The sequence below is a fragment of the Vagococcus silagei genome (assembly GCF_004795745.1).
Taxonomy (GTDB): domain Bacteria; phylum Bacillota; class Bacilli; order Lactobacillales; family Vagococcaceae; genus Vagococcus; species Vagococcus silagei.
The window spans coordinates 191310-214484 of the sequence record NZ_SDGV01000017.1 but is presented as its reverse complement, the minus strand read 5'-3'; the positions used below and the strand labels follow the sequence as shown (position 1 = coordinate 214484).

22 protein-coding genes are annotated in these 23175 nt (G+C 34.9%); 16 read left to right on the top strand and 6 right to left on the bottom strand.

Features of this window, described 5'->3' with window-relative positions; translation table 11 throughout:
- Positions 1 to 149: 149 nt before the first annotated feature.
- Genes ESZ54_RS08345 through ESZ54_RS08335 form a run of 3 tightly spaced genes read right to left on the bottom strand, consistent with a single transcriptional unit; the run spans position 150 to position 1906 of the window.
- Positions 150 to 572, bottom strand: a complete 423-nt coding sequence (locus ESZ54_RS08345) for a hypothetical protein (protein WP_136137209.1) — start codon at positions 570 to 572, stop codon at positions 150 to 152.
- Positions 573 to 585: 13 nt separating this feature from the next.
- Positions 586 to 1110 (bottom strand): GNAT family N-acetyltransferase, encoded by a 525-nt coding sequence (locus ESZ54_RS08340; RefSeq protein ID WP_136137208.1) that lies wholly within the window; start codon positions 1108 to 1110, stop codon positions 586 to 588.
- A gap of 22 nt (positions 1111 to 1132) precedes the next feature.
- Entirely contained in the window at positions 1133 to 1906 is a 774-nt protein-coding gene (locus ESZ54_RS08335) for a hypothetical protein (RefSeq protein WP_136137207.1), read from the bottom strand.
- Between the two features lie 237 nt (positions 1907 to 2143).
- Between ESZ54_RS08335 and glgB the strand changes: the two genes are divergently transcribed.
- The 6 genes from glgB to ESZ54_RS08305 are packed head-to-tail and all read left to right on the top strand — an operon-like array spanning position 2144 to position 12138.
- Positions 2144 to 4063: a 1,4-alpha-glucan branching protein GlgB gene (gene glgB / locus ESZ54_RS08330; protein ID WP_136137206.1), complete on the top strand. Its 1920-nt coding sequence runs from the start codon at positions 2144 to 2146 to the stop codon at positions 4061 to 4063.
- Positions 4064 to 4110: 47 nt separating this feature from the next.
- Positions 4111 to 5253 carry a glucose-1-phosphate adenylyltransferase gene (locus ESZ54_RS08325; protein ID WP_136137205.1) on the top strand — a complete coding sequence of 381 codons (1143 nt, stop codon included), beginning with the start codon at positions 4111 to 4113 and terminating at the stop codon, positions 5251 to 5253.
- On the top strand, positions 5243 to 6394 hold the full coding sequence (glgD, locus tag ESZ54_RS08320) for a glucose-1-phosphate adenylyltransferase subunit GlgD (RefSeq protein WP_136137204.1): 1152 nt from the start codon (positions 5243 to 5245) through the stop codon (positions 6392 to 6394). Before ESZ54_RS08325 ends, glgD begins: the two co-directional genes overlap by 11 nt.
- A gap of 3 nt (positions 6395 to 6397) precedes the next feature.
- On the top strand, positions 6398 to 7831 hold the full coding sequence (gene glgA, locus ESZ54_RS08315; RefSeq protein ID WP_136137203.1) for a glycogen synthase GlgA: 1434 nt from the start codon (positions 6398 to 6400) through the stop codon (positions 7829 to 7831).
- A 39-nt stretch (positions 7832 to 7870) separates the two neighbouring features.
- Positions 7871 to 10273, top strand: coding sequence for a glycogen/starch/alpha-glucan phosphorylase (locus tag ESZ54_RS08310; protein ID WP_136137202.1), 2403 nt, complete (start codon positions 7871 to 7873; stop codon positions 10271 to 10273).
- Positions 10274 to 10290: 17 nt separating this feature from the next.
- On the top strand, positions 10291 to 12138 hold the full coding sequence (locus ESZ54_RS08305; protein WP_136137201.1) for a glycoside hydrolase family 13 protein: 1848 nt from the start codon (positions 10291 to 10293) through the stop codon (positions 12136 to 12138).
- A 185-nt stretch (positions 12139 to 12323) separates the two neighbouring features.
- Here ESZ54_RS08305 and ESZ54_RS08300 read toward each other — a convergent pair whose 3' ends face one another.
- Positions 12324 to 13019, bottom strand: a complete 696-nt coding sequence (locus ESZ54_RS08300) for a cyclic nucleotide-binding domain-containing protein (protein WP_136137200.1) — start codon at positions 13017 to 13019, stop codon at positions 12324 to 12326.
- 61 nt (positions 13020 to 13080) lie between these two features.
- Between ESZ54_RS08300 and ESZ54_RS08295 the strand changes: the two genes are divergently transcribed.
- From ESZ54_RS08295 to ESZ54_RS08285, 3 genes are all read left to right on the top strand, one after another.
- Complete coding sequence (locus ESZ54_RS08295) at positions 13081 to 13542, top strand: DMT family transporter (protein WP_204249525.1); 462 nt, start codon at positions 13081 to 13083, stop codon at positions 13540 to 13542.
- A gap of 14 nt (positions 13543 to 13556) precedes the next feature.
- Complete coding sequence (locus ESZ54_RS08290; RefSeq protein WP_136137199.1) at positions 13557 to 14021, top strand: DMT family transporter; 465 nt, start codon at positions 13557 to 13559, stop codon at positions 14019 to 14021.
- Between the two features lie 89 nt (positions 14022 to 14110).
- The gene (locus ESZ54_RS08285; protein WP_136137198.1) at positions 14111 to 14569 is read left to right on the top strand and encodes a hypothetical protein; all 459 of its coding nucleotides are present in this window, start codon (positions 14111 to 14113) and stop codon (positions 14567 to 14569) included.
- Positions 14570 to 14597: 28 nt separating this feature from the next.
- Here the strand turns inward: ESZ54_RS08285 and ESZ54_RS08280 are convergent, their stop codons facing one another.
- Positions 14598 to 15296: a hypothetical protein gene (locus ESZ54_RS08280; RefSeq protein ID WP_136137197.1), complete on the bottom strand. Its 699-nt coding sequence runs from the start codon at positions 15294 to 15296 to the stop codon at positions 14598 to 14600.
- 52 nt (positions 15297 to 15348) lie between these two features.
- The gene (locus ESZ54_RS08275) at positions 15349 to 16686 is read right to left on the bottom strand and encodes an aminotransferase-like domain-containing protein (protein WP_136137196.1); all 1338 of its coding nucleotides are present in this window, start codon (positions 16684 to 16686) and stop codon (positions 15349 to 15351) included.
- 99 nt (positions 16687 to 16785) lie between these two features.
- Here ESZ54_RS08275 and ESZ54_RS08270 point away from each other — a divergent pair, with 99 nt between their 5' ends.
- The 7 genes from ESZ54_RS08270 to ESZ54_RS08240 all read left to right on the top strand — a co-directional run bounded on the left by ESZ54_RS08270 (position 16786) and on the right by ESZ54_RS08240 (position 23128).
- Positions 16786 to 17697 (top strand): DMT family transporter, encoded by a 912-nt coding sequence (locus ESZ54_RS08270; protein ID WP_136137195.1) that lies wholly within the window; start codon positions 16786 to 16788, stop codon positions 17695 to 17697.
- 193 nt (positions 17698 to 17890) lie between these two features.
- Positions 17891 to 18127: a FeoA family protein gene (locus tag ESZ54_RS08265; protein ID WP_136137194.1), complete on the top strand. Its 237-nt coding sequence runs from the start codon at positions 17891 to 17893 to the stop codon at positions 18125 to 18127.
- A complete protein-coding gene (gene feoB / locus ESZ54_RS08260; protein WP_136137193.1) occupies positions 18120 to 20051 on the top strand; it encodes a ferrous iron transport protein B in 1932 nt (643 codons plus the stop codon). The genes ESZ54_RS08265 and feoB overlap by 8 nt, the downstream gene beginning before the upstream one ends.
- A gap of 287 nt (positions 20052 to 20338) precedes the next feature.
- The gene (locus ESZ54_RS08255) at positions 20339 to 21013 is read left to right on the top strand and encodes an HAD family hydrolase (RefSeq protein ID WP_136137192.1); all 675 of its coding nucleotides are present in this window, start codon (positions 20339 to 20341) and stop codon (positions 21011 to 21013) included.
- Positions 21014 to 21130: 117 nt separating this feature from the next.
- Positions 21131 to 21433: an ArsR/SmtB family transcription factor gene (locus tag ESZ54_RS08250; RefSeq protein ID WP_136137191.1), complete on the top strand. Its 303-nt coding sequence runs from the start codon at positions 21131 to 21133 to the stop codon at positions 21431 to 21433.
- The gene (locus tag ESZ54_RS08245; RefSeq protein WP_136137190.1) at positions 21430 to 22365 is read left to right on the top strand and encodes an ABC transporter ATP-binding protein; all 936 of its coding nucleotides are present in this window, start codon (positions 21430 to 21432) and stop codon (positions 22363 to 22365) included. Before ESZ54_RS08250 ends, ESZ54_RS08245 begins: the two co-directional genes overlap by 4 nt.
- Positions 22358 to 23128, top strand: a complete 771-nt coding sequence (locus ESZ54_RS08240) for an ABC transporter permease (RefSeq protein ID WP_136137189.1) — start codon at positions 22358 to 22360, stop codon at positions 23126 to 23128. The genes ESZ54_RS08245 and ESZ54_RS08240 overlap by 8 nt, the downstream gene beginning before the upstream one ends.
- The last annotated feature ends 47 nt before the right edge of the window (positions 23129 to 23175 follow it).

Genomic DNA, 23175 nt, shown 5'->3' with positions numbered 1-23175 from the left:
AAAACGTATAAAATTCTCATAAATCGAACATTTGTAAGGTAAAAGTTACTTTACTTGATGTTTTTGATAAAAAACACTAAAAAAGACCTCTTTTGAGAATTTAATTTCTCTAAAAAAGGTCTTCATTTAACGTTTTTCCAGACTAACAATTATTTGACAGAATAACGAACTTGTTTAAAAAGAGTCATGTCTCCATCTTCGTGATTATTTTCAAATTGGATGAGCTGTACTTTAGGTTTGTAATCAGTACGGTGCGCCTCCTTGATATTTGTGATATCAAGTGTGTAGTCTGTTCCATTTTTGAGTTTTTCCTGCAGTACTTTTTTATTGGCAACATAGATAAAAGACATTTTACTTTCATCGATATCATCTACCGAGATAACTAACTCGTTATCCGTTTTTTTTATTTTTTTTGTTTTAAGATTTAAAGCACCTTTTCCTGTGTCCCCTTTTGTTGCAACTTCAATGTCCGCCATGTCGGATGAATCAGTGACTTCCTCAACAATTTGGGAACAGCCTGAAACAAAAAATAGAGCTAAGATTGTCCCTCCAACTAACATCAACTTTTTCATATGAATAACCTCCTTAAAGTTTTTGATTAAAATATTCTGTTTCAAGGATAGCATAGTAGTATTCGTCCCACCATCCGTCTTTGGTCGGAATACAGGCTTTGAAAAATCCTTCTTTACGCATGCCAGCTTTTTCCATGACACGATATGATGGAATGTTTTCAGGTTGACAAGTTGCGACAATGCGATGGAGTCCCAAATCCTCGAAACCATATTGAATGATGGCTTTGGCAGCCTCTGTTGCATATCCTTGAGAATGAAACTTAGGATTTAAAACCCAGCCAATTTCATAAGTATGGTCACCAAAGTATTTTTCGAAAATGAAGTGACCAATAAGTTGTTGTGTGTCTTTTGAGACGAGGGCAAAAGCTTCAGCTTGGGTGCCTTGGTGTTTGCTAATAAAATCGAATGCTTGAGTTTTATTAAAGGGTTCTTCTGGGAGATAATGCATTGTTTTTTCATCAGAAACATAAGCTAAAAAGGCTTCTAAATCACCCGATTCTAATGGTCTAATGATTAAGCGCGGTGTTTCTAAAATCATAATAGTCACTGACTCCTTTTAATTATTTAACAACTGTATATTCATCAATGGTTTTACCATCTTTGTCTTTTAATACAAGCCAACTATTTGTACCTGCAAAGTATAAGAAATTACCAACTTCATTTACACTTTTCAAAATAATATCTTCTGTCGTCATGCCATTCTTTATTTTGGCTTGATTTAATTCGCGAATTGAAAGTGTGAATTTGGCAGCAAAACCTAAACTGCCATCTTTATTTAATGGTGGATCAACGACGATTTGTGCTCCTTTTTTAATCAACATTTCTTGGCGTTTTTGCCAGCGACAAACAGCTTTTGCCCCTTTATAATCAACATAAAAATCAATATTAGCAATATCTTTGGACCAACGATGAACTGCTTTAGCGGGTTTTTTCTTAATTTTAATTAGAGAATAGCCGAATGTATTCAAAATTTTTGTAATATTTTCTGTAAGTGTTTCGGTTTGCGGGTAATGATTTTTAGCTATTGCTTCTAACTTTGGTTGCTCTTTCAGTTTTACACCAGAATCAAGCGCAATTTCTGCTAAGGTAGTCATGAGATGACTTTGCTCAATTTCCCAAGGAATCGCAAGCGAAATATATGTATCATATGCTTCTTTGAGGTTAGTTCCAATCCCAACAATTTCTGTTCCACTGATACCTAAGTTTATTTGTTCAAGATGTGGTTTTGGAGTGATTGTTAAAGTCAAATCTTCATTATCGTGTTGAATGATGGTTTCGTTTTCTAGAATAGTAACTGATAGTTGCATGCCAGCGCCTCCTCTTGTTTTTTTCATTATAGTGAATTGAAGAAATGAATGCAATTCACATCACTTTTAGGCATCAGGAATTTGTTTTGTTATTTGGTTTTGAATAGTTATGCGGATTTTTAGTAGATAATGAAAAAACTTTCACAGTTAATGAACTTTAGTTACGTTTATGTGTTAAAATATAGTATAAACAACTTTTATAAAACTCCGAACAGGCGTTTGTATAGTTGTTTGTAATAAGTGGGAAAGGGTGATGTTTAATCTATGAAAATTCAAGATTCGCATGTACCAAGTGAATTCTCTTCTTCAGACAAAGAGTTAATCTTGACAGGTGAAAATTTTAAGAGTCAAGAAATTCTAGGTGTTCATCAGCTCATGGTTGATAAAGTTGTTTATTATACATTTAGAGTTTGGGCACCAAATGCGCTCGAAGTTTTTCTCGTTGGAGATTTTAATGAGTGGGAAGATTCACTACCGATGTCTAAAGACGAACAAACTGGAATTTGGGAGATCACCACAAATCTGCCAAAAGAAATGGATTTATACAAATATCATGTAACCCAAAGCACGGGTCGCAAGATTATGAAAATTGATCCTTATGCCAAAGTGTTTGAAAAAAGACCAGGAAATGCTGCAAGAGTTTATATCGAGAAAGAAAAGAAATGGAAAGATGGTCTATGGCGTGGCCGTCGCAAACGTAGCAATCACTACAAACGACCATTAAACATTTATGAAGTTCATGCAAGTTCATTTAAACATTCTGAGAGTGGTAAACCGTATGGCTTTAAGGAACTAACTGAAACACTCATTCCGTATCTTGAAAAAATGAATTACACGCATGTTGAATTTATGCCTTTGATGGAACACCCGTTAGATCAATCCTGGGGTTACCAATTAATTGGCTATTTTGCGTTATGTTCAGAGTATGGAACACCAGAAGAGTTTAAAGCATTTGTCGAGGCGTGTCATGTGAAAAATATTGGCGTCATCGTAGATTGGGTACCAGGTCATTTCTGTGTGAATGACGATGCACTTGCTTATTATGATGGCACTGCTCAATTTGAGTATTTCGATGAAAATAGAGCACAAAACAGGCGTTGGGGATCCATCAATTTTGATTTAGGAAAACCTGAAGTTCAAAGTTTTTTAATTTCTAGTATTTTATATTGGATTCAGGAATATCATATCGATGGTGTTCGTGTTGATGCAGTATCAAGTATGATTTATCGTAATTATGATGATGGACCATTCATGTTGAATCATGAAGGTGGCTTAACTAATTTAGAAGGCTATTATTTTTTAAAACGCTTGAATGCTGTTATCAAAAGTGAAGCACCAGATGTATTAATGATTGCTGAAGAAAGTTCTTCAGAAACGCGAATCACTAGTAAACACGAAGATTCATTAGGTTTTGACTACAAGTGGAACATGGGCTGGATGAATGATGTCTTACGCTTTTACGAAATGGATCCATTGTTTAGACGTGATAATTTTAATTTAGTAACTTTTTCATTTATGTATATGATGGAGGAACGTTTTATCCTACCACTTTCACATGATGAAGTGGTACATGGTAAGAAAAGTTTGATGCATAAAATGTGGGGTGATCGTTATAAACAATTTGCGCAACTCCGCAACCTGTATACCTTTATGATGACCCATCCCGGCAAGAAATTGCTCTTTATGGGAAGTGAATGGGGACAATTTTTGGAATGGAAGTATGATGAAGAACTGGAATGGGTTGATTTGGAAGACGATATGAACGCTAAAATGCAAACGTTTACATCTTGTCTCAATGAATTCTATAAACAGTCTGCGCCATTATGGGAAGAGGAAGAAAACTGTCAAACGATCGAATTTATTGATGCTGATAATCGGGATGATAGTGTCCTTTCATTTATTAGGCATGGTAAACGAACCAAAGACTTTTTAATCGTTATTTTAAATATGACACCAGTCGAACGTGTTGATTTTCAAATTGGAGTGCCGTACAAAGGAACGTATGAAGAAGTGCTTAATACAGAGATGAAAGAATTTGGTGGCACATGGGAGTATCATAACCCAGATTGTGAAACGAAGAACAATGTATTTAAACATTTTGAACAGTCAATTAATACGACTGTGCCAGCCTTGGGCGCGATTATATTAAAACCAGTAGATATTCAAGTGAACCGAAAAAAATAAGGATTATTTGAGAGGAGGATGATGAAGGTCTACTTCATCAAGTCAATATGAAAACAGAAATTTTAGCAATGATTTTAGCAGGTGGTAAAGGATCTCGTTTAGGAAAGTTAACCCAAAACATTGCCAAACCTGCAGTACCATTTGGTGGTCGTTATCGTATTATTGATTTTACCTTAAGTAACTGTGTCAATTCCAATATCTACAACGTGGGGGTTATTACGCAATACGAACCACTTGTTTTAAATTCTCATTTAAGTAATGGAGATAGCTGGGGATTAGATGGCTTAAATGCTGGTTTAACAGTGTTACAACCATTCTCTGCCAATGATGGTAGTAAATGGTTTGAAGGAACGGCCCATGCTATTTTCCAAAATATGGATTTTATTGATCGCGTAAGTCCTGAGTATGTTTTAGTTTTATCCGGCGACCATATTTATACAATGGATTATGAAAAAATGTTAGAAGCACACAAAGAAAATAATGCCTCACTAACAGTTTCAGTAATTGAAGTGCCAATGGAAGAGGCTTCTCGCTTCGGTATTATGAATACTGATGAACATAATCGAGTAATTGAATTTGAAGAAAAACCTGAAGAACCAAAAAATAACTTAGCTTCAATGGGAATTTATATTTTCAATTGGGCTTATCTACGTGAAGTTTTACTGACAAGTCATCAAAAAGATGGTGAAATGTTAGATTTTGGTAAACATGTGATTCCTTCATACATCAACAGTGGCGAACGTGTCTATGCTTATAATTTTGAAGGTTATTGGAAAGACGTTGGTACAGTGGAATCATTGTGGCAAGCCAATATGGAATTTATTTTACCTGACAATGAGTTAAATATGCGTGACCCTAATTGGAAAATTAGCACACGTCACCGTGTATCCCCACCACAATATTTAAGTTCAAGTGCCTTTGTTTCTGAATCATTAATTTCAAACGGCTGCTATATTGCAGGTGAGGTTAATCACAGTATCATTTCAACGGACGCCCAAGTTCGTGATGATGCAAAAGTTGTCGATAGTATCATCATGCCAGGTGCTCGAATTGGTAAAGGCGCTTCAATTTACCGTGCAATCGTGGGTGAAAATGCAGTTGTCGGTGATCTTGCAGTGATTGAAGGCGATGAAGAAATTGCTGTCGTTGGAAATGGAGAAGTTATAGGAGTGTGTAGCAATGAAGACTAATAAAATGTGTGCAATTATTGGAGATATTACAGAGTATGATTCATTATTACCTTTAACAAATAAACGTCCCGTCTCTTTATTACCATATGATGGCATGTACCGTATGGTTGACTTTACGTTATCAAATGTTGTGGATGCTGGCATTAATTCAATTTATATGATTTTCAAACAAGGCATGACACAATCGGTGTTTGACCATATTCGTGGTGGGAAAGAATGGAACTTGAACAGTTTACCAAACCGTTTCTTTGTTCACTTTTTCCAAGAATCAGAGTATGACAAAGATGGTGAAGAACACTATTATGATGCCATCATCGAATATTTGGAGAAATCAAATTCTGAGTTTACGGTTTTTATTGGTAATAAAATGTTATACAACATTGATTTAACCGAAGTTCGTGATATTCATAAACAAAATCCTGATGGTGTTACCGTTGTTTATAAAAAAATGCCAAAAGAAGCTATTATTGCCGAAGATTTAGTTTTAGATATTTCTGAAAATGGCGAAGTAACATCAACGAAAGAATATCAAGAAACAGCTCAAGATCAAGAAATCAAAAATCTATTTATGAATATTTTTATTGTGAAAACAGATTGGCTGATTAATGAGTTGAAACAAGGACGTTCAGAAAAAGTGGCAGTTTCGCTGCAAGAATGTCTATCTAAAATGATTGAGACTGAACCAACGTGGACTTATGAATACACAGGTTTCTTAAGCAATATTGTCGATATTAAATCTTATTATGATGCTAATATGGCGATGCTTGAATCGAAACAATTTATGTCATTACTTCATTCAAGTAAACGGATTTACATGAAAAATATCAATGCGGTACCAACGTATTACTCAAAAAATTGTGATGTTAAAAACAGCCAAGTTTCGCCAGGAGGCTTAATTTACGGAAAAGTCGAACACTCAATTTTAGCGGCCAAAACAGTGATTGAAGAAGGCGCTGAAATGAAAGATTCAATCGGCATGGCTAATGTTGTGATTAAGAAAAATGCAGTTGTGAATTATGCAATTCTTGATAAAAACGTGGTGATTGAAGAAGGTGTCAAAGTAATTGGGACAGAAGCAAACCCAGTTGTGGTTAAGAAAAATGCGCACATTTCAGAAGATATTATTCAAGTGGAGGCTTAATTAATGAAAATATTATTTTGTACGTCAGAATGTAGTCCTTTTTTTAAAACCGGTGGCTTAGGCGATGTTGCAGGGTCACTACCCAAAGCTTTGAAAAAAGAAGGCGTGGATGTCAGAGTAATCTTACCGTTTTCTTCTAAAATTTCAGATGAATTTAAATACCAAGCCGAAGATGTTTGTAGTTTTACAGTCGGTGTTGGTTGGCGCACACAGTATTGTGGAATTAAACATCTATATCATGATTCAATTGATTACTATTTTGTGGACAATCAATATTATTTTGATCGACCTAATATTTATGGCGATTATGATGATGGCGAAAAATTTGCTTTTTTCCAACTGGCGATTATTGCCGCTATGGAAAAAATTGATTTTATTCCAGATGTTCTACATCTCAATGACCATCATACTGCGATGATTCCGTACTTATTAAAAGAAAAATTCGGTTGGATTGAAGCTTATCAAAATATTAAATCAATTCTAACAATTCATAATTTAGAGTTTCAAGGTCAATATGGTCGTGACATCTTACCAGAAGTTTTTGGCATGGGAACAGAACGTTTCGATGATGGAACGATTCGCTTCAATGATGCTGTTAACTTTATGAAAGCGGGAATTCTATATGCTGATAAGGTAACAACAGTCAGTCCAAGTTATGCTGGAGAAATTCAAACGCCTGAATTTGGTTTTGGTTTAGATCCAATTCTGCGAATGGTTTCTTATAAATTATCAGGTATTTTAAATGGGATTGATTATGATAATTTTAATCCTGAAACTGATCCACGTTTGGTTCAAAATTATGGCTTAGATTCTCTTGAGTTAAAGAAGAAAAACAAAGCTGAATTACAACAACGATTAGGTTTGCCGGTCCGAGATGATGTGCCGTTAATCGGCATTGTTAGTCGCTTGACTTATCAAAAAGGCTTCCATATTTTACTGGAAGAAATGTCTAATCTGTTGCAGTTTGATGTTCAAATTGCCTTACTGGGAACAGGTGACCCAATGTTTGAAGACCAGTTTAGGGAGTTTGGGTATTGGTATCCTGAGAAAACAAGTATGAATATTTCATTTGATGAAGGATTGGCACAACAAATATATGCAGGCGCTGATCTATTCTTAATGCCATCTGCAACTGAGCCATGTGGTTTATCTCAAATGATCTCAATGCGTTATGGGACCTTACCAATTGTTCATGAAATTGGTGGTTTGCGAGATAGCGTGGAACCATTTAATCCATTTACTGGTGAAGGAACTGGTTTTGGTTTTGGTAACTTCCAATCTTACTTCTTGATGGAAGTTTTAAAACGGGCAATCTTCCTATATATCGATGAAAAAGAAGTTTTTCATCAATTGATGGTTCAAGCAATGACTAGAGATTTTAGTTGGGGTAATTCCAGCAACCAATATATCGCACTATACAATGATGTCATATACTAAATAAAGTTATAGCTGCACTGAAAGGGAAAAATAGAAATTATGAAAGTTACAAAAAAAGAGTTTAAAGAAAAATTTGAAAAAAGATTGCAAGACCGTTTTGCAATCTCAATTGAGGACGCATCAAGCACTGAATTATATGAAACGTTAGGTAAAGTTATCAAATCTTACTATAGTTCAGATTGGAAACATACACGTCAAGATTATTTAAATCACGAACAAAAACAAGTGTATTACTTTTCAATTGAATTTTTACCAGGCCGTATGTTAAAGAGTAATCTTTTGAATTTAGGTATGCTAGAAATGGTTCAAGAAGCACTAGTTGAATGGAATATTGATCTAGAAGACTTAGTTCAAGAAGAACCAGATATGGCTCTTGGAAATGGTGGGTTAGGTCGTTTGGCTTCTTGTTTCATGGATTCACTAGCTTCAATTGGCATGCCAGGTAATGGGAATGGTATTCGCTATGAATACGGATTATTTAAACAAAAGTTTGTTGATGGCTACCAAGTTGAGTTACCTGATGAATGGTTAAATCAACGTAATATTTGGGAAGTTCGTCGTGAAAGCAAGGCTGTCGATGTTCATTTTGGTGGCAATGTTTATTTAAAAGAATCCCCAACTGGTCAATTGAAACCTGTTTATGAAGGTGGTTATTCTATTAAGGCAATCCCTTACGATACAGGCATGACAGGTTATGAAAATGACACAGTGAACACAATGAGACTTTGGAGTGCGGAAGTGACGGAAGAAGACAAAATCAATTTCCAAAACTTCGAAGACCGTAAAGAATTAGAAAACTTAACGTCAGTTTTATATCCAGATGACTCTAATGAGGCTGGTTTACGCTTTAGATTATCACAAGAGTATTTCTTTGTGTCAGCAGGTATGCAAAGTATTCTGCACTATTATAAATCTTTAGGTTTACCAATGACTGAGATGAATAAATTTATTGCGATTCATATTAACGATACTCATCCAGCAATGTGTGTGCCTGAATTAATGCGTTTACTAGTTGATGAAGAAGGCATGGCTTGGGAAAAAGCATGGGATGTCACAACAAAAGTGATGAGTTATACCAACCATACTATCATGTCTGAAGCCTTAGAAAAATGGAAAATTTCATTGATGAAAGAAGTTTGTCCTCGTATTTATCAAATTATTAAAGAAATTGACCGCCGTTTTGTTGAAGAATGGTCACATGTTTTTGATCCAGAATTAATTGAAAGAACACGAATTATTCGCAATAAACAAGTTCATATGGCCCATTTGGCGATTATTGGTACGCATTCAATTAACGGTGTGGCAAAACTACATTCGGACTTGCTGAAATCAGTCGTTTTAAAAGATTTTTACACAATTTACCCAGATCGTTTTAATAATAAAACCAATGGGATTGCGCAAAGACGTTGGTCTCAAATTAGTAACCCACTATTATCAAGTACGTTAGATAAATATATTGGTAAATCATGGCGTAAAAATGCTGATGATTTAAAATTATTATTGAATCATGCTGATGATAAAAAAGTTTATGCTGATTTGGCGAAAGTTAAAAAAGAAAACAAAAAACGTTTAGCACAATATATCAAAGAAACAAAAGGAATCGAAGTGTCACCTGATGCTATTTTTGATGTGCAAGTCAAACGTCTACATGCTTATAAACGTCAATTGATGAACTTAATGCATATCATTAAACTTTATCTTGATATAAAAGAAAATCCGGATTTAGATATAACACCAAGAGTTTTCATTTTTGGAGCTAAAGCAGCGCCAAGTTATCATTTTGCAAAATCAGTTATTAAATTAATCAATGAAACAGCTAATTTAATTAATAACGATGCCTCAATTAATGGCAAACTGAAAGTTGTCTTTTTAGAAAACTACAATGTGAGTTTAGCGGAATTGATTATTCCAGCAGCTGATGTCAGTGAACAAATCTCACTTGCATCTAAAGAAGCCTCAGGTACATCTAATATGAAATTTATGTTAAATGGTGCTGTGACAATGGCGACACTTGATGGTGCGAATATTGAAATTAGAGATGTTGTTGGGGACGATAATATTAAAATCTTTGGGTTAACTGAAGCAGAAGTTTATCGTTACTACAATGAACAAAATTACAATTCTGCTGATATTTATAACAATAATCCAGTGATTCATCGTGTTGTAAATGCCTTTATTGATGGCACAATACCAAATAGTCGTATGGAAGGCCAAGAAATCTATGATTCATTGATTAAATATAATGATGAATTCTTTATCTTAAGAGATTTCATGTCTTATTGCGAAGCACAAGAGTCACTAGATGCTGATTATAAAGACAAAGCACGTTGGGGCAAGATGAGCTTGACTAATATTGCGCATGCAGGACATTTTTCTGCTGATAATACAGTGCGAAAATATGCTGAAGATATTTGGCAAATCGAACCCGTTCGTAAAGGCTAAGAAGGGAAAGAAAATTTTTGGATATTCAATATAATTCATGGTTACCAAAATTTAAAAACCCTTTTGGTGCTGTAACAGAAAATTCTTCAGTTGAATTTAATATCAAAATAGATTCTAAGGAATATATTAAATCTGTCGCGCTAGTTGTAAGAAAAGAAACCCATCGGATTGAAACTAGCGAGTACATGATGGAGCATTCAGACGTCAATCAATACAAATACCACTACCAAACAGATAAAGGTAGTGGTTTGTATTGGTATTACTTTAAAATTACAGCCTATAACGAATATGGCCAAGAATTTTGTTTGTATTATGGTAATAGTAAGAATGGTGGCGAAGGCTACCAATATACAAACGAAGGCGCAATTATCTGGTATCAATTGACTTGTTTTGAAACAGAAGATTGGGCTCCGGAGTGGTATCGTGATGCCATTTTTTATCAAATTTTTCCAGACCGTTTTTATAATGGAAATGCACAAAAGGTAATTAATTCACCAAAGAAAAATACGTTTATCTACGGTACCGAAGAAGACTTGCCTCGTTATGTGAAAGATGAGAATGGAGATATCGACCGTTGGGATTTTTACGGTGGTAATTTAAAAGGAATTAAAGCAAAAATTCCCTACTTGAAAGAACTAGGTGTGACAGCACTTTATTTAAATCCTATTTTTGAAGCCAATAGTAATCATCGTTATGATACAAATAATTTTTTTAAGATTGATCCTGTTTTAGGGACAAACGAAGAATTTAAGGACCTGGTCGCAACACTTCATGATGAAGGGATGCATCTGATCTTGGACGGTGTATTTTCACATGTTGGTCGTAATAGTCAGTATTTCAACTATTCTGGCGTTCATGACGAGTTGGGTGCCTACCAAAGTCCGCATTCTAAATATTACAACTGGTTTACCTTTTTAAATTATCCTGATGAATATGAAGCATGGTGGGGTATTATGGACCTCCCACAAATAAATAAACATGATCCATCCTATCAAACGTTTATTTATGGTCCAACAAACAGTGTGCTTTCTTATTGGGAAGATTACAAAATTGATGGTTGGCGTTTAGATGTTGTGGACGAGTTACCAAATGATTTCATTAAAGGCATTCGTGAGCGTATGAATGATATGTCAGATCAAGTTTTGATAGGTGAGGTTTGGGAAGATGCTTCAAATAAAGTAGCATACGGTGAGCGTAAAGAATATACCTCATATTCTGATTTACATGGTGTGATGAACTATCCTTTACGTGATCAAATATTAGATTTAGTGAATGAGCGAAAACCTATTGATGAAATTACATTAGCGATGATGCAGTTAAAAGAAAATTATCCAACTCACTTTTATCAAAGTCTGCTGAATAATATTGGAACGCATGATACTAAACGAATTTTAACTGAATGTGAGGGTTCATTTAAAAAAGTTGCACTGGCAATTGCATTGCTATTTATGATGCCTGGTGTACCGTGTCTTTATTATGGAGACGAAGTAGGTTTAGCAGGACAAGCTGATCCAGATAATCGCCGCTTTTTCCCATGGTTAAATCAAAACAAAGTGTTAACACAAGTGTGTCAAAATTGGATTGTGACTCGTAAAAGTCATGATTCTCTTTCAAAAGGAGATTGTCAGTTTATGTTTAACTCAGATCGCTCACTTTTTGCGATTTATCGAGCAGTCTATCATGAGGAAAGTCTTTGTATTTTTAATTTCACTGACTTTGAACAAGAATATATCCTTGAAAATTGGCAAAGTTATGGATTAAATGGTGTTGAAGTAATCGAAAAAATGCGACGCTTCGATATCCCAAGACGCTGGATATCATCCCACGATTCACTATTCCTAGTCAAACAACGCGTCCGAAATTAAGGTGGTGGAGTGAGCGCTTTGGGGTGAGCAGTAAGGCGAGCCTGATAATCTGACGGTTTTTGTCAGAATATCAGGATTGACTTATTGCCGAGTCCCAGCTCACGGAACCCCGTCTACCCGTCCAAATTAAATAGCTAACCCAGCTACAATCTTGTTTTGAGATTGTACTGGGTTAGCTTCTTTATTTATTGATACAAGTCAAAAGTTAACGCTTTTAGCTCATCTTCATTAACAATTTTTATCCCTTGAGGGGTACGTTCGATAATCATTTTTTTACATAAACTATCAATGGAGCGGTGCAGGTGTCGATAGCTTGTTCCTAGCAATTCAGCTAGTGCCGTTAAGTTCTCTTGGAAAATCGGTGTGTCCTCTTGCTTCGTTACATCGTGGCTAATCGTGGTATAAAGGTAGCTAGCTAAACGATTCTCTAACGGGTATAGTAAATTAATTGAGCTGTTTTTAGAAGAACGCTCCAATTCATGACTTAAAGACTCACACATGAATCTCAAAAAGATAACATCACGTAATAAGTATTGTGACACAATCTCTCTTTTAATCCCCAAACAATAACATTCTTCGATAGCTTGAACATTTGCCGTGGAATTTTTTCCATTGATAATTTCAATATCGCCAATTAATTTAAATTCCTCATAAAAACATAGGAGTAATGATTTTCCGTTTTGAAGGGTAATATAAACTTTTGCTTTGCCTTCGACAAAGAAAAATAAATATTCAGCATGTTCATCTTCACGACAAATATGCTCATTCTTTTTCCAAAAAAAGAGCTCAATATAAGGTGTCATATCTTGGGAAAAATGTTGATTCATTTGATATTTTGTCATGTAGTGTTGAATCAGTTTGGGATTATGTTTTTTCTGCATCTAAATAATTCCTTTAAAGTGTGACATATGTCCTAATCATTGCAAAAATAACCATGCTATAGTGAAGACAGCAAGAAAAATAGAAAGTGAGATGATTGAGATGATGCAACTTATTTCCATACTAATCGGTGCTTTAATTACTTTGATGATAACATTAAATGGTAGTTTATCAAATAGTGTCGGTAACTATACTGCGAGTGTCTTAATTCATGTGATTGGCTTAGCTGCAATCATTGTAATCATGATTGTCACGAAAACGAAAATGAAATTTAGAAACCATTTGCCGTGGTACCTTTACACAGCTGGTGCAATCGGTATATTTACTGTTATTTTTAATAATTTAAATTTTGTCACATTGGGTGTTTCATTAACGGTAGCACTGGGCTTATTGGGGCAATCAATCGCCTCAGTCCTAATTGACCATTATGGTTGGTTAGGCATGAAAAAAATAAAGTTTAATCAAAAGAAAATTGTAGGACTTGTTTTAATAATTGCAGGAATTGTTGTGATGGCGTTCTACTAAAAGGAGGAATTTATATGATATTATTTTACTTTACATTAGCATTTGCGGCAGGTGTAACAACAGTCGTTGCAAGAATTGTCAATTCTCATTTGGCAGGGAAAATAGGCCTCTTACAAGGCACTTTTTACAATTACGTCATGGGTATTTTAAGTGCTAGCATAATTCTTCTTTTCAGTAACGAAGTGAATCAATTGTCATCACTCGATTTCAGTTCGATTCCAGTCAAAGCCTATTTTGGTGGAATTGTCGGGATAGCTGTTGTGGTTTTATCTAGTTATGCTACACCGAGAATATCAGTCTTTTATCAAACGTTGTTTGTCTTCATTGGTCAAATTTTTGTCGGAATCATAGTCGATTATTTTGTGCTCAACCAGCTATCAGTTGGTAAAATTATTGGTGGCATTTTAGTACTTTTCGGCCTGTTGTATAATTTGATGATTGATAAAAAAAATGCTGAAATCCAATTTATCGAAAAATAATTGACACTTTTACTTATTATGGTGTTTTAAACGGTACTTTATAGTAAAATATATGGTAGGAAGTTCGTTAAAAAAGGAGGATTTCTCTTATGCCGGTTATTTTACAAATAAAAATTATCGTGTTGCTTATTTTATTCATCAATTTTATTTATCGTATGATTCAATTTTCACTAAAAACAACCAAAAAGGCTTTTAGTGCCGATGAAAAATATCAGTTTTATTGTACAAGTTGTAAGAAAAAATATGAATTAAATGGGATTGAAGCGAAGGAAAAAGTGAAATATGCACCAACAGTTCGAGTGAATCGCGATGTAAAGTATAAATTTACTTGTCCTCAATGTGGTCAAAAAGCATTTCAAGTAAAGATTTATGATTTTGATCATGTGAAAGCACAAGGTTTGGTAAATGTTCAAGCTGATCGCGGGACGATTAACGGGGCGTTGGAAAATCTACCAGAGTTACTTTTAAAAGGTATTTTACCAATAATGGTAGGTATGATTTTATTTAATATCCTTAAAAAAATAATAGCAGTCATGCTTGTCAATTAAGTGTCATTGGCAAGCATGGCTGTTAATTTTAGGTTAAATCTATTTCTGTTTTAAAGGGATTATAACTCAGTTTAAGTGTCTCTAAACACTGTATCGGATAGTCTTTATCTTGATAGGAGAAAGTCAATGTTGTTCCTTTTTCAAAGACGGATGTTTGATTAAGTAATTGTGTTTTAAATGCATCTTCAAGATGTTGAATATCAAAGTTTTGTGTTTTGTCATAAGTATCTAAAGCTACATGAGCAATGAAAAAATCGGCTTCATATTCAGTATGAAAATATGCTTGGATCACGTCTGATGTGGGAATCACACTTTCAAAAAAGAGTTCATTTTTTTCGTATTTGCCAATCGCAGCGATATAGCTACGTTCTTCTTCATCCATTGCTATTTTAAATAACTCACCAAAGATACTGGGCTTTTTATCGGTTCCCATATCAATATCTAACGTTGTTTCAATTAAGGTGTTTACCAAAAAGTTAAGGCCTTCATCCGCTGCGTCGCGGGCAATTTTTGCCATGACTTCTTTGGCAGTTCTCTTGGTTAGCGGAAAACTAGTTGAAATGGAAGTCATGTCTTCGAGTTCTTTGACTTCTTTAGAAGTAATTGTGTCACGAATAATTTCCATTATATTATGTTTATACAAATTCTTTTCTTTGAATCCAGAAGGCAGTTGAATAAAATAGTCACCTGTCCATTCTAAAAAGTTAAGTTCACCCATATATTCCATTCTTTATACCTCCTGGTTGATAAAATAGCGTCCAACAATTTTGATACGTTAATTATAAACTATTTTCATAAGCGATTTGTATTTTTTTCATGCCTAAATTAATTTGTTGTGGTGTTAAATTAAAGAATTCTAGTCCGTAAAGTGTTTGTTCATGATTGTTTGTCTCGACAAAGTGTCGTGATATATCATCCAATCTAACCTGTTGTTTCTTTAAATTGGTCTCAAAACGTGTTTTTGAAATTGACTTTGGTAACGTTAAAAATGATTTGCATGAATTAAATTTATCGAATTGAAAAAGTGTCGGTGCATATTTTTGGCTAATTGTAGCCATAAAGGCTTGATTACGCTTATGTTGTTGTTGCTTTGTTTGCTTGATTTGATGGTCAAACATGCCATTTTTAATATAGAGAGCTAATGCGGTTTGCGAAAATAACGAGCTATCAATATCGATAAGCGAACGGTACGCTTTGAAATCTTGGATAAAAGGTTTTGGTAAGATACAGGCGCCAATTCGTAATCCCGGAAACATAATTTTTGAAAAACTTTTAAGGTAAAATACGTGATCACTGGTGTCGTAATAATGCAGAGGTAAATTATTTGGTTGTGTGATATAGTCCGCTAAATAATCATCTTCAACAAGATAGACATCGTATTTTTGTGCGAGATAGACCAGTTTTTGTTTTTCTTTTTCAGAATAGGACAATCCAAGTGGACTTGAGAGACGTGGTGTGGTGTAAAAAAATTTAATATCGTTGTCACGAAAATAAACCTCAAGTAAATCAAAATCAATGCCATTTTGATCGCGTGAGATGGTTAAGAATGGTAGGTGTTCTAATTTTAATAGGTCGAGAAGTAAATGATAGCTGGGCATCTCAACAAGAATCGTCTTTTTATTATTTGGAAATGATAAGTGACTTAAAATAAATAAGGCTTGTTGGACTCCTGTTGTGATAAAAAGGTTATCATGAGTACAATAGAGCTGTTGCGTTTCGAACCATTTTTGTAAGACATGAATCAGTTCTGCAGACCCCTGAGACTCACCATACTCAAACAGTTCATTTTTAAAAGTTTCCGTTGCCCTTTTTAAGCAGAGTTGAAAGTCATGAAAAGGGAAAGTAATTAAATTAGCTTGTTTAGAGCGAAAGTCAATCCAATCTGAATCTGTTCCATTTGTTTTAAGTGGTCCTTTTTGTAAAACAAAATATCCGCTACGATCTTTAACGTAAATATAATGATTTTCGACTAAAAGAGCCAAAGCCCGTTTAATTGTATCAATGCTACATTGGTAAAATGAAGCCAATTCACGGATTGATGGCAGACGCTCCCCATCAACATACGTTTTGTCTTCAATTTGTGTCTTGATTTCCTCGTAAACGATAATATATTTCATAGTAATCTCCAATCTGTACCGGTACAGTTTGATTTTAAGATAATTGTAACTGGAGTTAAATAAAAATACAATATTCTTATTGAAGGGGGCTTAATTATTATGAAACAAACAATTAAAGCACACGTTGCGATTGTGACACAGATTGCAATTGTGGGCTTATCATATTTATTTGTCAAAGAAGGGTTAACTTATGCAGATCCATTTACGCAACTGTCACATCGCTTTATTGTTGCGACACTCGGTATATGGATTGTTCGTTATTTTGTACCACATCAATCGATTTTTACACGACAAGCTTTTAAAGAATTATTACCATTAGGTTTATTTTATCCAGTACTATTTTTTTCGTTGCAAACATTGGCATTAACAATGATTACGACCTTGGAAGCAGGGATTATTAGTGCGACAATCCCAATCTTAATTTTAGTTTTAGCAATGGTCATCTTAAAAGAAAAACCAAGTCGCTTGCAAAAAATTGTGATGGTTATTGCATTCTTAGGCGTTCTTTATTTAAATTTAAACGGTCAGTCACAGCAAAGTGAGTTTAGTTTTTTAGGGACAACATTAATGTTTTTATCAGCATTATCATCTGCACTATATACAATAACTGCTAAAAAAGTTGCCTTGAACTACGAGACAATTGATATGACCACTTTTATGTTAACGTTTGGTATGAGTATTTTTACAGTCATTGCAATCTGTCAACGCGTGATAGGCTGGCAAACAGTATCGTATTTTGAGCCATTGTTCCATACACAGTATTGGATTGCCATTTTGTATTTAGGGCTATTATCATCATTAGGTAGTGCCTTTTTATCAAATTATGCCATTCATCATGTACCAGCCTCAACGATGGGTTTGTTTTCAAATTTATCACCAATTATCACGGTTTTTGCAGGTGTTTTTATTGTAGGTGAAGCGATTAAGTTATATCAAATAATTGGAATTGCGATTATCTTGATCCCAATTATTGGTATGAATCTTATACAATTGAAGTTAAGTAAAAAATAATATGAGGCATCATCAACGAAAATGTATCATTAAGACTTCGTTGATGGTGTCTTATTTTTACTTTCTTTTGTTAATAAAAGCACAAATTTTACTTGTAGAAACGAATGAATGAGCATACAATAAATGTAGTTAGGTTTGCCTAAAAATATTTTTTGATTATATATAAAATATTTTGTGATTGGAGTGATAGGATATGAATCTTTCAGAATTGAAAATTGGTGAAAAAGCCAAAATTAAAACTTTAGATCTAGACTCAGACATGACAAGACGTTTGTGGGATCTAGGCTTTACTAAAGGAACCGAAATCGAAGCTATTCAAGCAAGTCCTAGTGGTGATCCCGTGGCCTATCGTGTCCGTGGTACAATCTTTGCGGTTCGAAAAAAGGATGCGATGCAAGTGGAATTATGGGAGGTTGAGAGTCATGAGTAGCGTTGGACAAACAGATCAATCAATTGAAGAATTTAAAGTAATACGTAAAAATCCAGATGATAAAGTGATTGCTTTTGCTGGAAATCCTAATGTAGGTAAAAGTACTTTGTTTAATGCCTTAACAGGTTTGAGACAACATACAGGTAATTGGCCTGGAAAAACGGTGGGATTAGCACAAGGTTATCATGAACATGACAAACAAAACTTTGTCTTAGTCGACTTACCCGGAACATATTCACTAATGGCGCACTCGCAAGAAGAAGAAATTGCACGTGATTTTATTGTGTCTGATGATGCAGAAGGTGTGGTCGTTGTTTGTGATGCAACTGCCTTAGAACGTAATTTAAATTTAGTCCTACAAATTATGTTACTAACTGATAAAGTCGTGGTTTGCGTCAATCTTTTAGATGAAGCCAAAAGAAAACACATTTCGATTCATTTAGAAAAACTAGCTGTGTTACTGGGTGTACCCGTGGTGGGCACGTCAGCGACTTATGAAGAAGGTTTGGATGAATTAATGGCTAAAGTCAAAGGCATCACAGATGGTATGATTCAAACAAACGCAACGATGTTTATGCAGTTAAGTGAAATGATTCACGATAATGAAGAACAACAAGTTGAGGCCTTAATAGACCGTGCGGCTGTCATTGCTGGTGAAGTGACGCATTATGAAAATAGCGAATATGACAAAATGGACCGAAAACTAGATAAGCTGTTTACGAGTAAATTAACAGGGATTCCAATTATGATCCTTCTCTTACTAGTTGTATTTTGGATTACGATTGAAGGAGCTAACGTACCTTCGGATATGATCGCCAAGGTTCTCTTTTCATTCCAAGAGACGTTAACGTCTTGGACAACGGCTATGCATTGGCCAACATGGCTTCAGGGAATGCTGATTGATGGCGTGTATAAAGTTGTCGCTTGGGTTATTTCAGTGATGTTACCACCAATGGCAATCTTCTTTCCATTATTTACATTATTAGAAGATTTTGGTTATCTACCTCGTGTTGCCTTTAACCTAGATAATGCCTTTCAAAAGGCTGGAGCTTGTGGCAAGCAAGCTTTGAGTATGTGTATGGGCTTTGGTTGTAACGCGGCGGGTGTAACAGGTGCTCGAATTATTGACTCACCAAGAGAACGATTAATTGCTATTATTACCAATAACTTTGTACCTTGTAATGGACGATTTCCAATATTAATTACAGTAATTACACTTTTTTTTGTTGGCAGTTCGCATAGTTTCTTAAATTCAGTGACATCAGCGATCTTCCTAACAGCAGCTATTCTTTTAGGTGTCTTTATGACGATGATTATCTCTAGAGTGCTTTCTAAAACAGTCTTATCAGGCATGCCATCGTCATTTACACTCGAGTTACCACCTTACCGCAAACCACGAATTGGTCAAGTTTTAGTACGTTCTGTGTTGGATCGGACGCTGTTTGTATTAGGTCGTGCGATTAAAATTTCAGCACCAGTAGGTTTATTAATTTGGATTCTAGCTAATATTCATGTAGGGGACGCGTCGTTGTTGCATCAAATCACAGTCTTTTTAGATCCATTTGCAAAACTCATGGGGTTAGATGGTGTGATTTTGATGGCGTTTATTTTAGGCCTACCAGCAAATGAAATTGTGATTCCTTGTATGTTGATGGGATACTTGGCAACGAGTACGATTGTCGATTATGATTCATTGGCACAACTCAAGACTTTACTTTTAGATAATGGTTGGACATGGTTAACAGCGTTAAATGTGATGCTCTTTACCCTATTCCATTGGCCATGCGGTACGACACTTGCGACAATTCGTAAAGAAACAGGGAGTGCAAAATGGACCTTTGCTTCATTTATTATTCCAACTTTAATTGGTGTTGCAATGACTATGACCACAACATTGATTGCTTACTTGTTACATTTAATTTAAAAAAGTTTATGAGATTTGCTAAAACTTTCCGTTATGAAGATTGTTTCTTGATTTTCATAACAGAAAGTTTTTTATTTTATCTTAAAATTTGCGAGTTATTATTGGCTTTGTTACTTTTGCTTACGTTATAATAAAAGGAGAATACTAATTTGTGGTAGACGTGAAAAAAATGTGTCAAAGTAGAGGAGACTATTGGCACAATAATACCAGAAGTCTTACATATTTTATATGGGCATTCTTTTGTGAGAGCAAAAAATTAATAAAAAAAGAAAGAAAGAGGCTAAGACATGACACTTAAAGCAATAATTTTCGATATGGATGGCGTTATTGTGGATACTGAATTTTGTGATTTCCAGATTGTAAAAGATTTTATTCACACTGAAAATCCAAAATTAGATCTGGAAAAAACTGATTTTACTGAATTAATTGGTCGTTCATACGATAATTTATATCGCTCTTTGAAACACTTCACTGCATCTGAAGAAAGTTTTCAAGAGGTTGGAAAAAAATTTCATGCCTATAGCGATCATAAATACGATACTTTAGATTATCTGTCTTTGATGCGTCAAGATATTGTTCATGTTTTGAAGTATGCTAAAGAACATCAGATAAAGCTAGCGGTTGCTTCTTCATCGAGATATGATCACATTGTTGAAGTCCTCACAGCGTGTGGAATTAAAGACTATTTTGATTTCATTTTTAGTGGTGAAGTATTAGCGGAAAGTAAACCTAATCCAGAAATTTATGTTAAAACATTAGCAAAATTAAATGTTTTACCACATGAAGCTGTGGCAATTGAAGACTCGTTTTATGGGATTACAGCTGCAAAGGCTGCTGGAATTCCTGTTGTCGCTTACGAAGAAACGCGTGTGCCGATTGATCAAAGCCATGCGGATTTTCTAGTACAAGATATGCAAGTTTTTTTCGAAGTTGTGAAAGAACTGCATCAGGCGAATCGTTAAATATACTAGTTATGAATAGTCGAAGGTCTGATTACATTGTAGAATTGAACGGTTTGACAATGTAATCAGACTAGTCTATATTTTACATAGACAATTATCTATGTTAGGGAGATGACGATGAATTATGAAGAATTATCAGTCATGTTAAAAGCAATGGCTGATCCCAACCGTATGAAAATCGTTCACTTGCTTTCAAACGGAACCTTGTGTGCCTGTGAAGTTTTAGAGCACTTTGAATTTACGCAACCGACTCTTTCGCATCACATGAAAGTTTTGGAAAAGGCCAATATCGTTTCTGTTGATAAGAGAGGGCAGTGGCATCATTATACACTGAGAGCAGAATTTGTTACGCAATTTTTAGTATCAATGGAACAGCTATTAGGTCAAAAAAAGGACGATGGAGGATTATTAAACAAATGACATATGCGTTAGAAATAAAGCAATTAAAGAAAAAATATGCAACAGGAGTGGAAGCACTCCGAGGCATTGATTTAAAGGTTGAAGAGGGTGATTTCTATGCCTTATTAGGACCAAACGGTGCTGGTAAATCTACAACAATTGGTATTATCACCTCACTTGTAAATAAAACATCAGGCCAAGTCAAAGTTTTTGGTTACGATTTAGATAAAGATTTAGTTCGTGCAAAACAACAAATTGGTTTAGTCCCACAAGAATTTAATTTCAATCCATTTGAAACAGTTCAACAAATAGTTGTTAATCAAGCGGGTTATTATGGTGTGCCACGTCCAGAGGCAATCAAACGAAGTGAAAAGTATTTGAAGCAATCTAACTTATGGGAGAAGCGTAATGAGCGTGCGCGGATGCTTTCTGGAGGAATGAAACGTCGTTTGATGATTGCTCGAGCGTTGATGCATGAACCAAAATTGCTTATTTTAGATGAACCTACAGCGGGTGTTGATATTGAGTTGCGTCGTGATATGTGGCAATTTTTAAGAGAGTTGAATGAAGCAGGCACAACCATTATCTTAACAACGCATTATCTTGAAGAAGCAGAGATGCTGTGTCGTAATATTGGTATTATTCAAACAGGTGACTTGATTGAAGACACAAGCATGAAGGCGTTATTGTCTAAGTTACAAACAGAGACTTTTATTTTCGATTTAGCGCAGACAGAAATACAACCAACTATTGAGGGATATCCAATTGAATTTACAGATGATGTCACACTGGAAGTACAAGTTGAGAGAAATCAAGGTATCAATGGCGTTTTTGAGCAATTGAGTGCTCAAAATTGTCAAGTTTTGTCGATGCGTAATAAATCAAATCGCCTAGAAGAACTCTTTTTAAAAATTACTGAAGAAAATCACCATGTGGAGGAGAAAAATGTATAGTCTTTATTTTACGGCATTGAAAAGTTTAGCTGTTAAAGAAACAAATCGTTACTTAAGAATTTGGGTTCAAACACTAGTTCCACCAGTTATTACGACCTCACTTTATTTCATTATTTTTGGGAAAATGATTGGTGGTCGGATTGGTGAGATGGGTGGATTCTCATATATGGAATTTATCGTTCCTGGTTTAATTATGATGTCTGCTATTACAAGTTCATATGCGAATGTGTCTTCATCATTCTTTTCGCAGAAATTTCAAAAAAATATTGAGGAATTACTGGTAGCACCTGTACCAACTCATGTTATTATTTGGGGCTTTGTTTTAGGTGGAATGGGGCGTAGTCTTTTAGTGGGAACACTTGTAACACTGGTATCCTTGTTCTTTGTGCCATTAAATGTCTATTCTTGGTCAATTGTAATTGTGACACTTTTAATGACAGCCATTCTGTTTTCATTAGCAGGTTTAATTAATGGTATTTTTGCTCAATCATATGATGATGTGTCGATAGTACCAACTTTTGTGTTACAACCACTGACTTATTTAGGTGGTGTGTTCTATTCAATTTCAATGTTGCCACCTGTTTGGCAAGCAGTTTCTAAAGTGAATCCGATTGTGTATATGATTTCCGGTTTCCGTTACGGATTTCTCGGAATACAGGATGTGCCAATTATGATATCAATGACGATTATTATTGGTTTTATTATCGTATTATATTGCGTTTGCTGGTATTTAATCAGTAAAGGTCGCGGGTTAAGAAGTTAAAAAAATGCCACTCACACTTTGTCTAACTGGTGTGGGTGGCAATTTTT

Excerpts from the sequence above, each read along its gene's own strand:
- ESZ54_RS08345 (WP_136137209.1), bottom strand. The coding sequence starts at position 572 with ATGAAAAAGTTGATGTTAGTTGGAGGGACAATCTTAGCTCTATTTTTT.
- ESZ54_RS08340 (WP_136137208.1), bottom strand. The coding sequence starts at position 1,110 with ATGATTTTAGAAACACCGCGCTTAATCATTAGACCATTAGAATCGGGT.
- ESZ54_RS08335 (WP_136137207.1), bottom strand. The coding sequence starts at position 1,906 with ATGAAAAAAACAAGAGGAGGCGCTGGCATGCAACTATCAGTTACTATT.
- glgB (WP_136137206.1), top strand. The coding sequence starts at position 2,144 with ATGAAAATTCAAGATTCGCATGTACCAAGTGAATTCTCTTCTTCAGAC.
- ESZ54_RS08325 (WP_136137205.1), top strand. The coding sequence starts at position 4,111 with ATGAAAACAGAAATTTTAGCAATGATTTTAGCAGGTGGTAAAGGATCT.
- glgD (WP_136137204.1), top strand. The coding sequence starts at position 5,243 with ATGAAGACTAATAAAATGTGTGCAATTATTGGAGATATTACAGAGTAT.
- glgA (WP_136137203.1), top strand. The coding sequence starts at position 6,398 with ATGAAAATATTATTTTGTACGTCAGAATGTAGTCCTTTTTTTAAAACC.
- ESZ54_RS08310 (WP_136137202.1), top strand. The coding sequence starts at position 7,871 with ATGAAAGTTACAAAAAAAGAGTTTAAAGAAAAATTTGAAAAAAGATTG.
- ESZ54_RS08300 (WP_136137200.1), bottom strand. The coding sequence starts at position 13,019 with ATGCAGAAAAAACATAATCCCAAACTGATTCAACACTACATGACAAAA.
- ESZ54_RS08290 (WP_136137199.1), top strand. The coding sequence starts at position 13,557 with ATGATATTATTTTACTTTACATTAGCATTTGCGGCAGGTGTAACAACA.
- ESZ54_RS08285 (WP_136137198.1), top strand. The coding sequence starts at position 14,111 with ATGCCGGTTATTTTACAAATAAAAATTATCGTGTTGCTTATTTTATTC.
- ESZ54_RS08280 (WP_136137197.1), bottom strand. The coding sequence starts at position 15,296 with ATGGAATATATGGGTGAACTTAACTTTTTAGAATGGACAGGTGACTAT.
- ESZ54_RS08275 (WP_136137196.1), bottom strand. The coding sequence starts at position 16,686 with ATGAAATATATTATCGTTTACGAGGAAATCAAGACACAAATTGAAGAC.
- ESZ54_RS08270 (WP_136137195.1), top strand. The coding sequence starts at position 16,786 with ATGAAACAAACAATTAAAGCACACGTTGCGATTGTGACACAGATTGCA.
- ESZ54_RS08265 (WP_136137194.1), top strand. The coding sequence starts at position 17,891 with ATGAATCTTTCAGAATTGAAAATTGGTGAAAAAGCCAAAATTAAAACT.
- feoB (WP_136137193.1), top strand. The coding sequence starts at position 18,120 with ATGAGTAGCGTTGGACAAACAGATCAATCAATTGAAGAATTTAAAGTA.
- ESZ54_RS08255 (WP_136137192.1), top strand. The coding sequence starts at position 20,339 with ATGACACTTAAAGCAATAATTTTCGATATGGATGGCGTTATTGTGGAT.
- ESZ54_RS08250 (WP_136137191.1), top strand. The coding sequence starts at position 21,131 with ATGAATTATGAAGAATTATCAGTCATGTTAAAAGCAATGGCTGATCCC.
- ESZ54_RS08245 (WP_136137190.1), top strand. The coding sequence starts at position 21,430 with ATGACATATGCGTTAGAAATAAAGCAATTAAAGAAAAAATATGCAACA.
- ESZ54_RS08240 (WP_136137189.1), top strand. The coding sequence starts at position 22,358 with ATGTATAGTCTTTATTTTACGGCATTGAAAAGTTTAGCTGTTAAAGAA.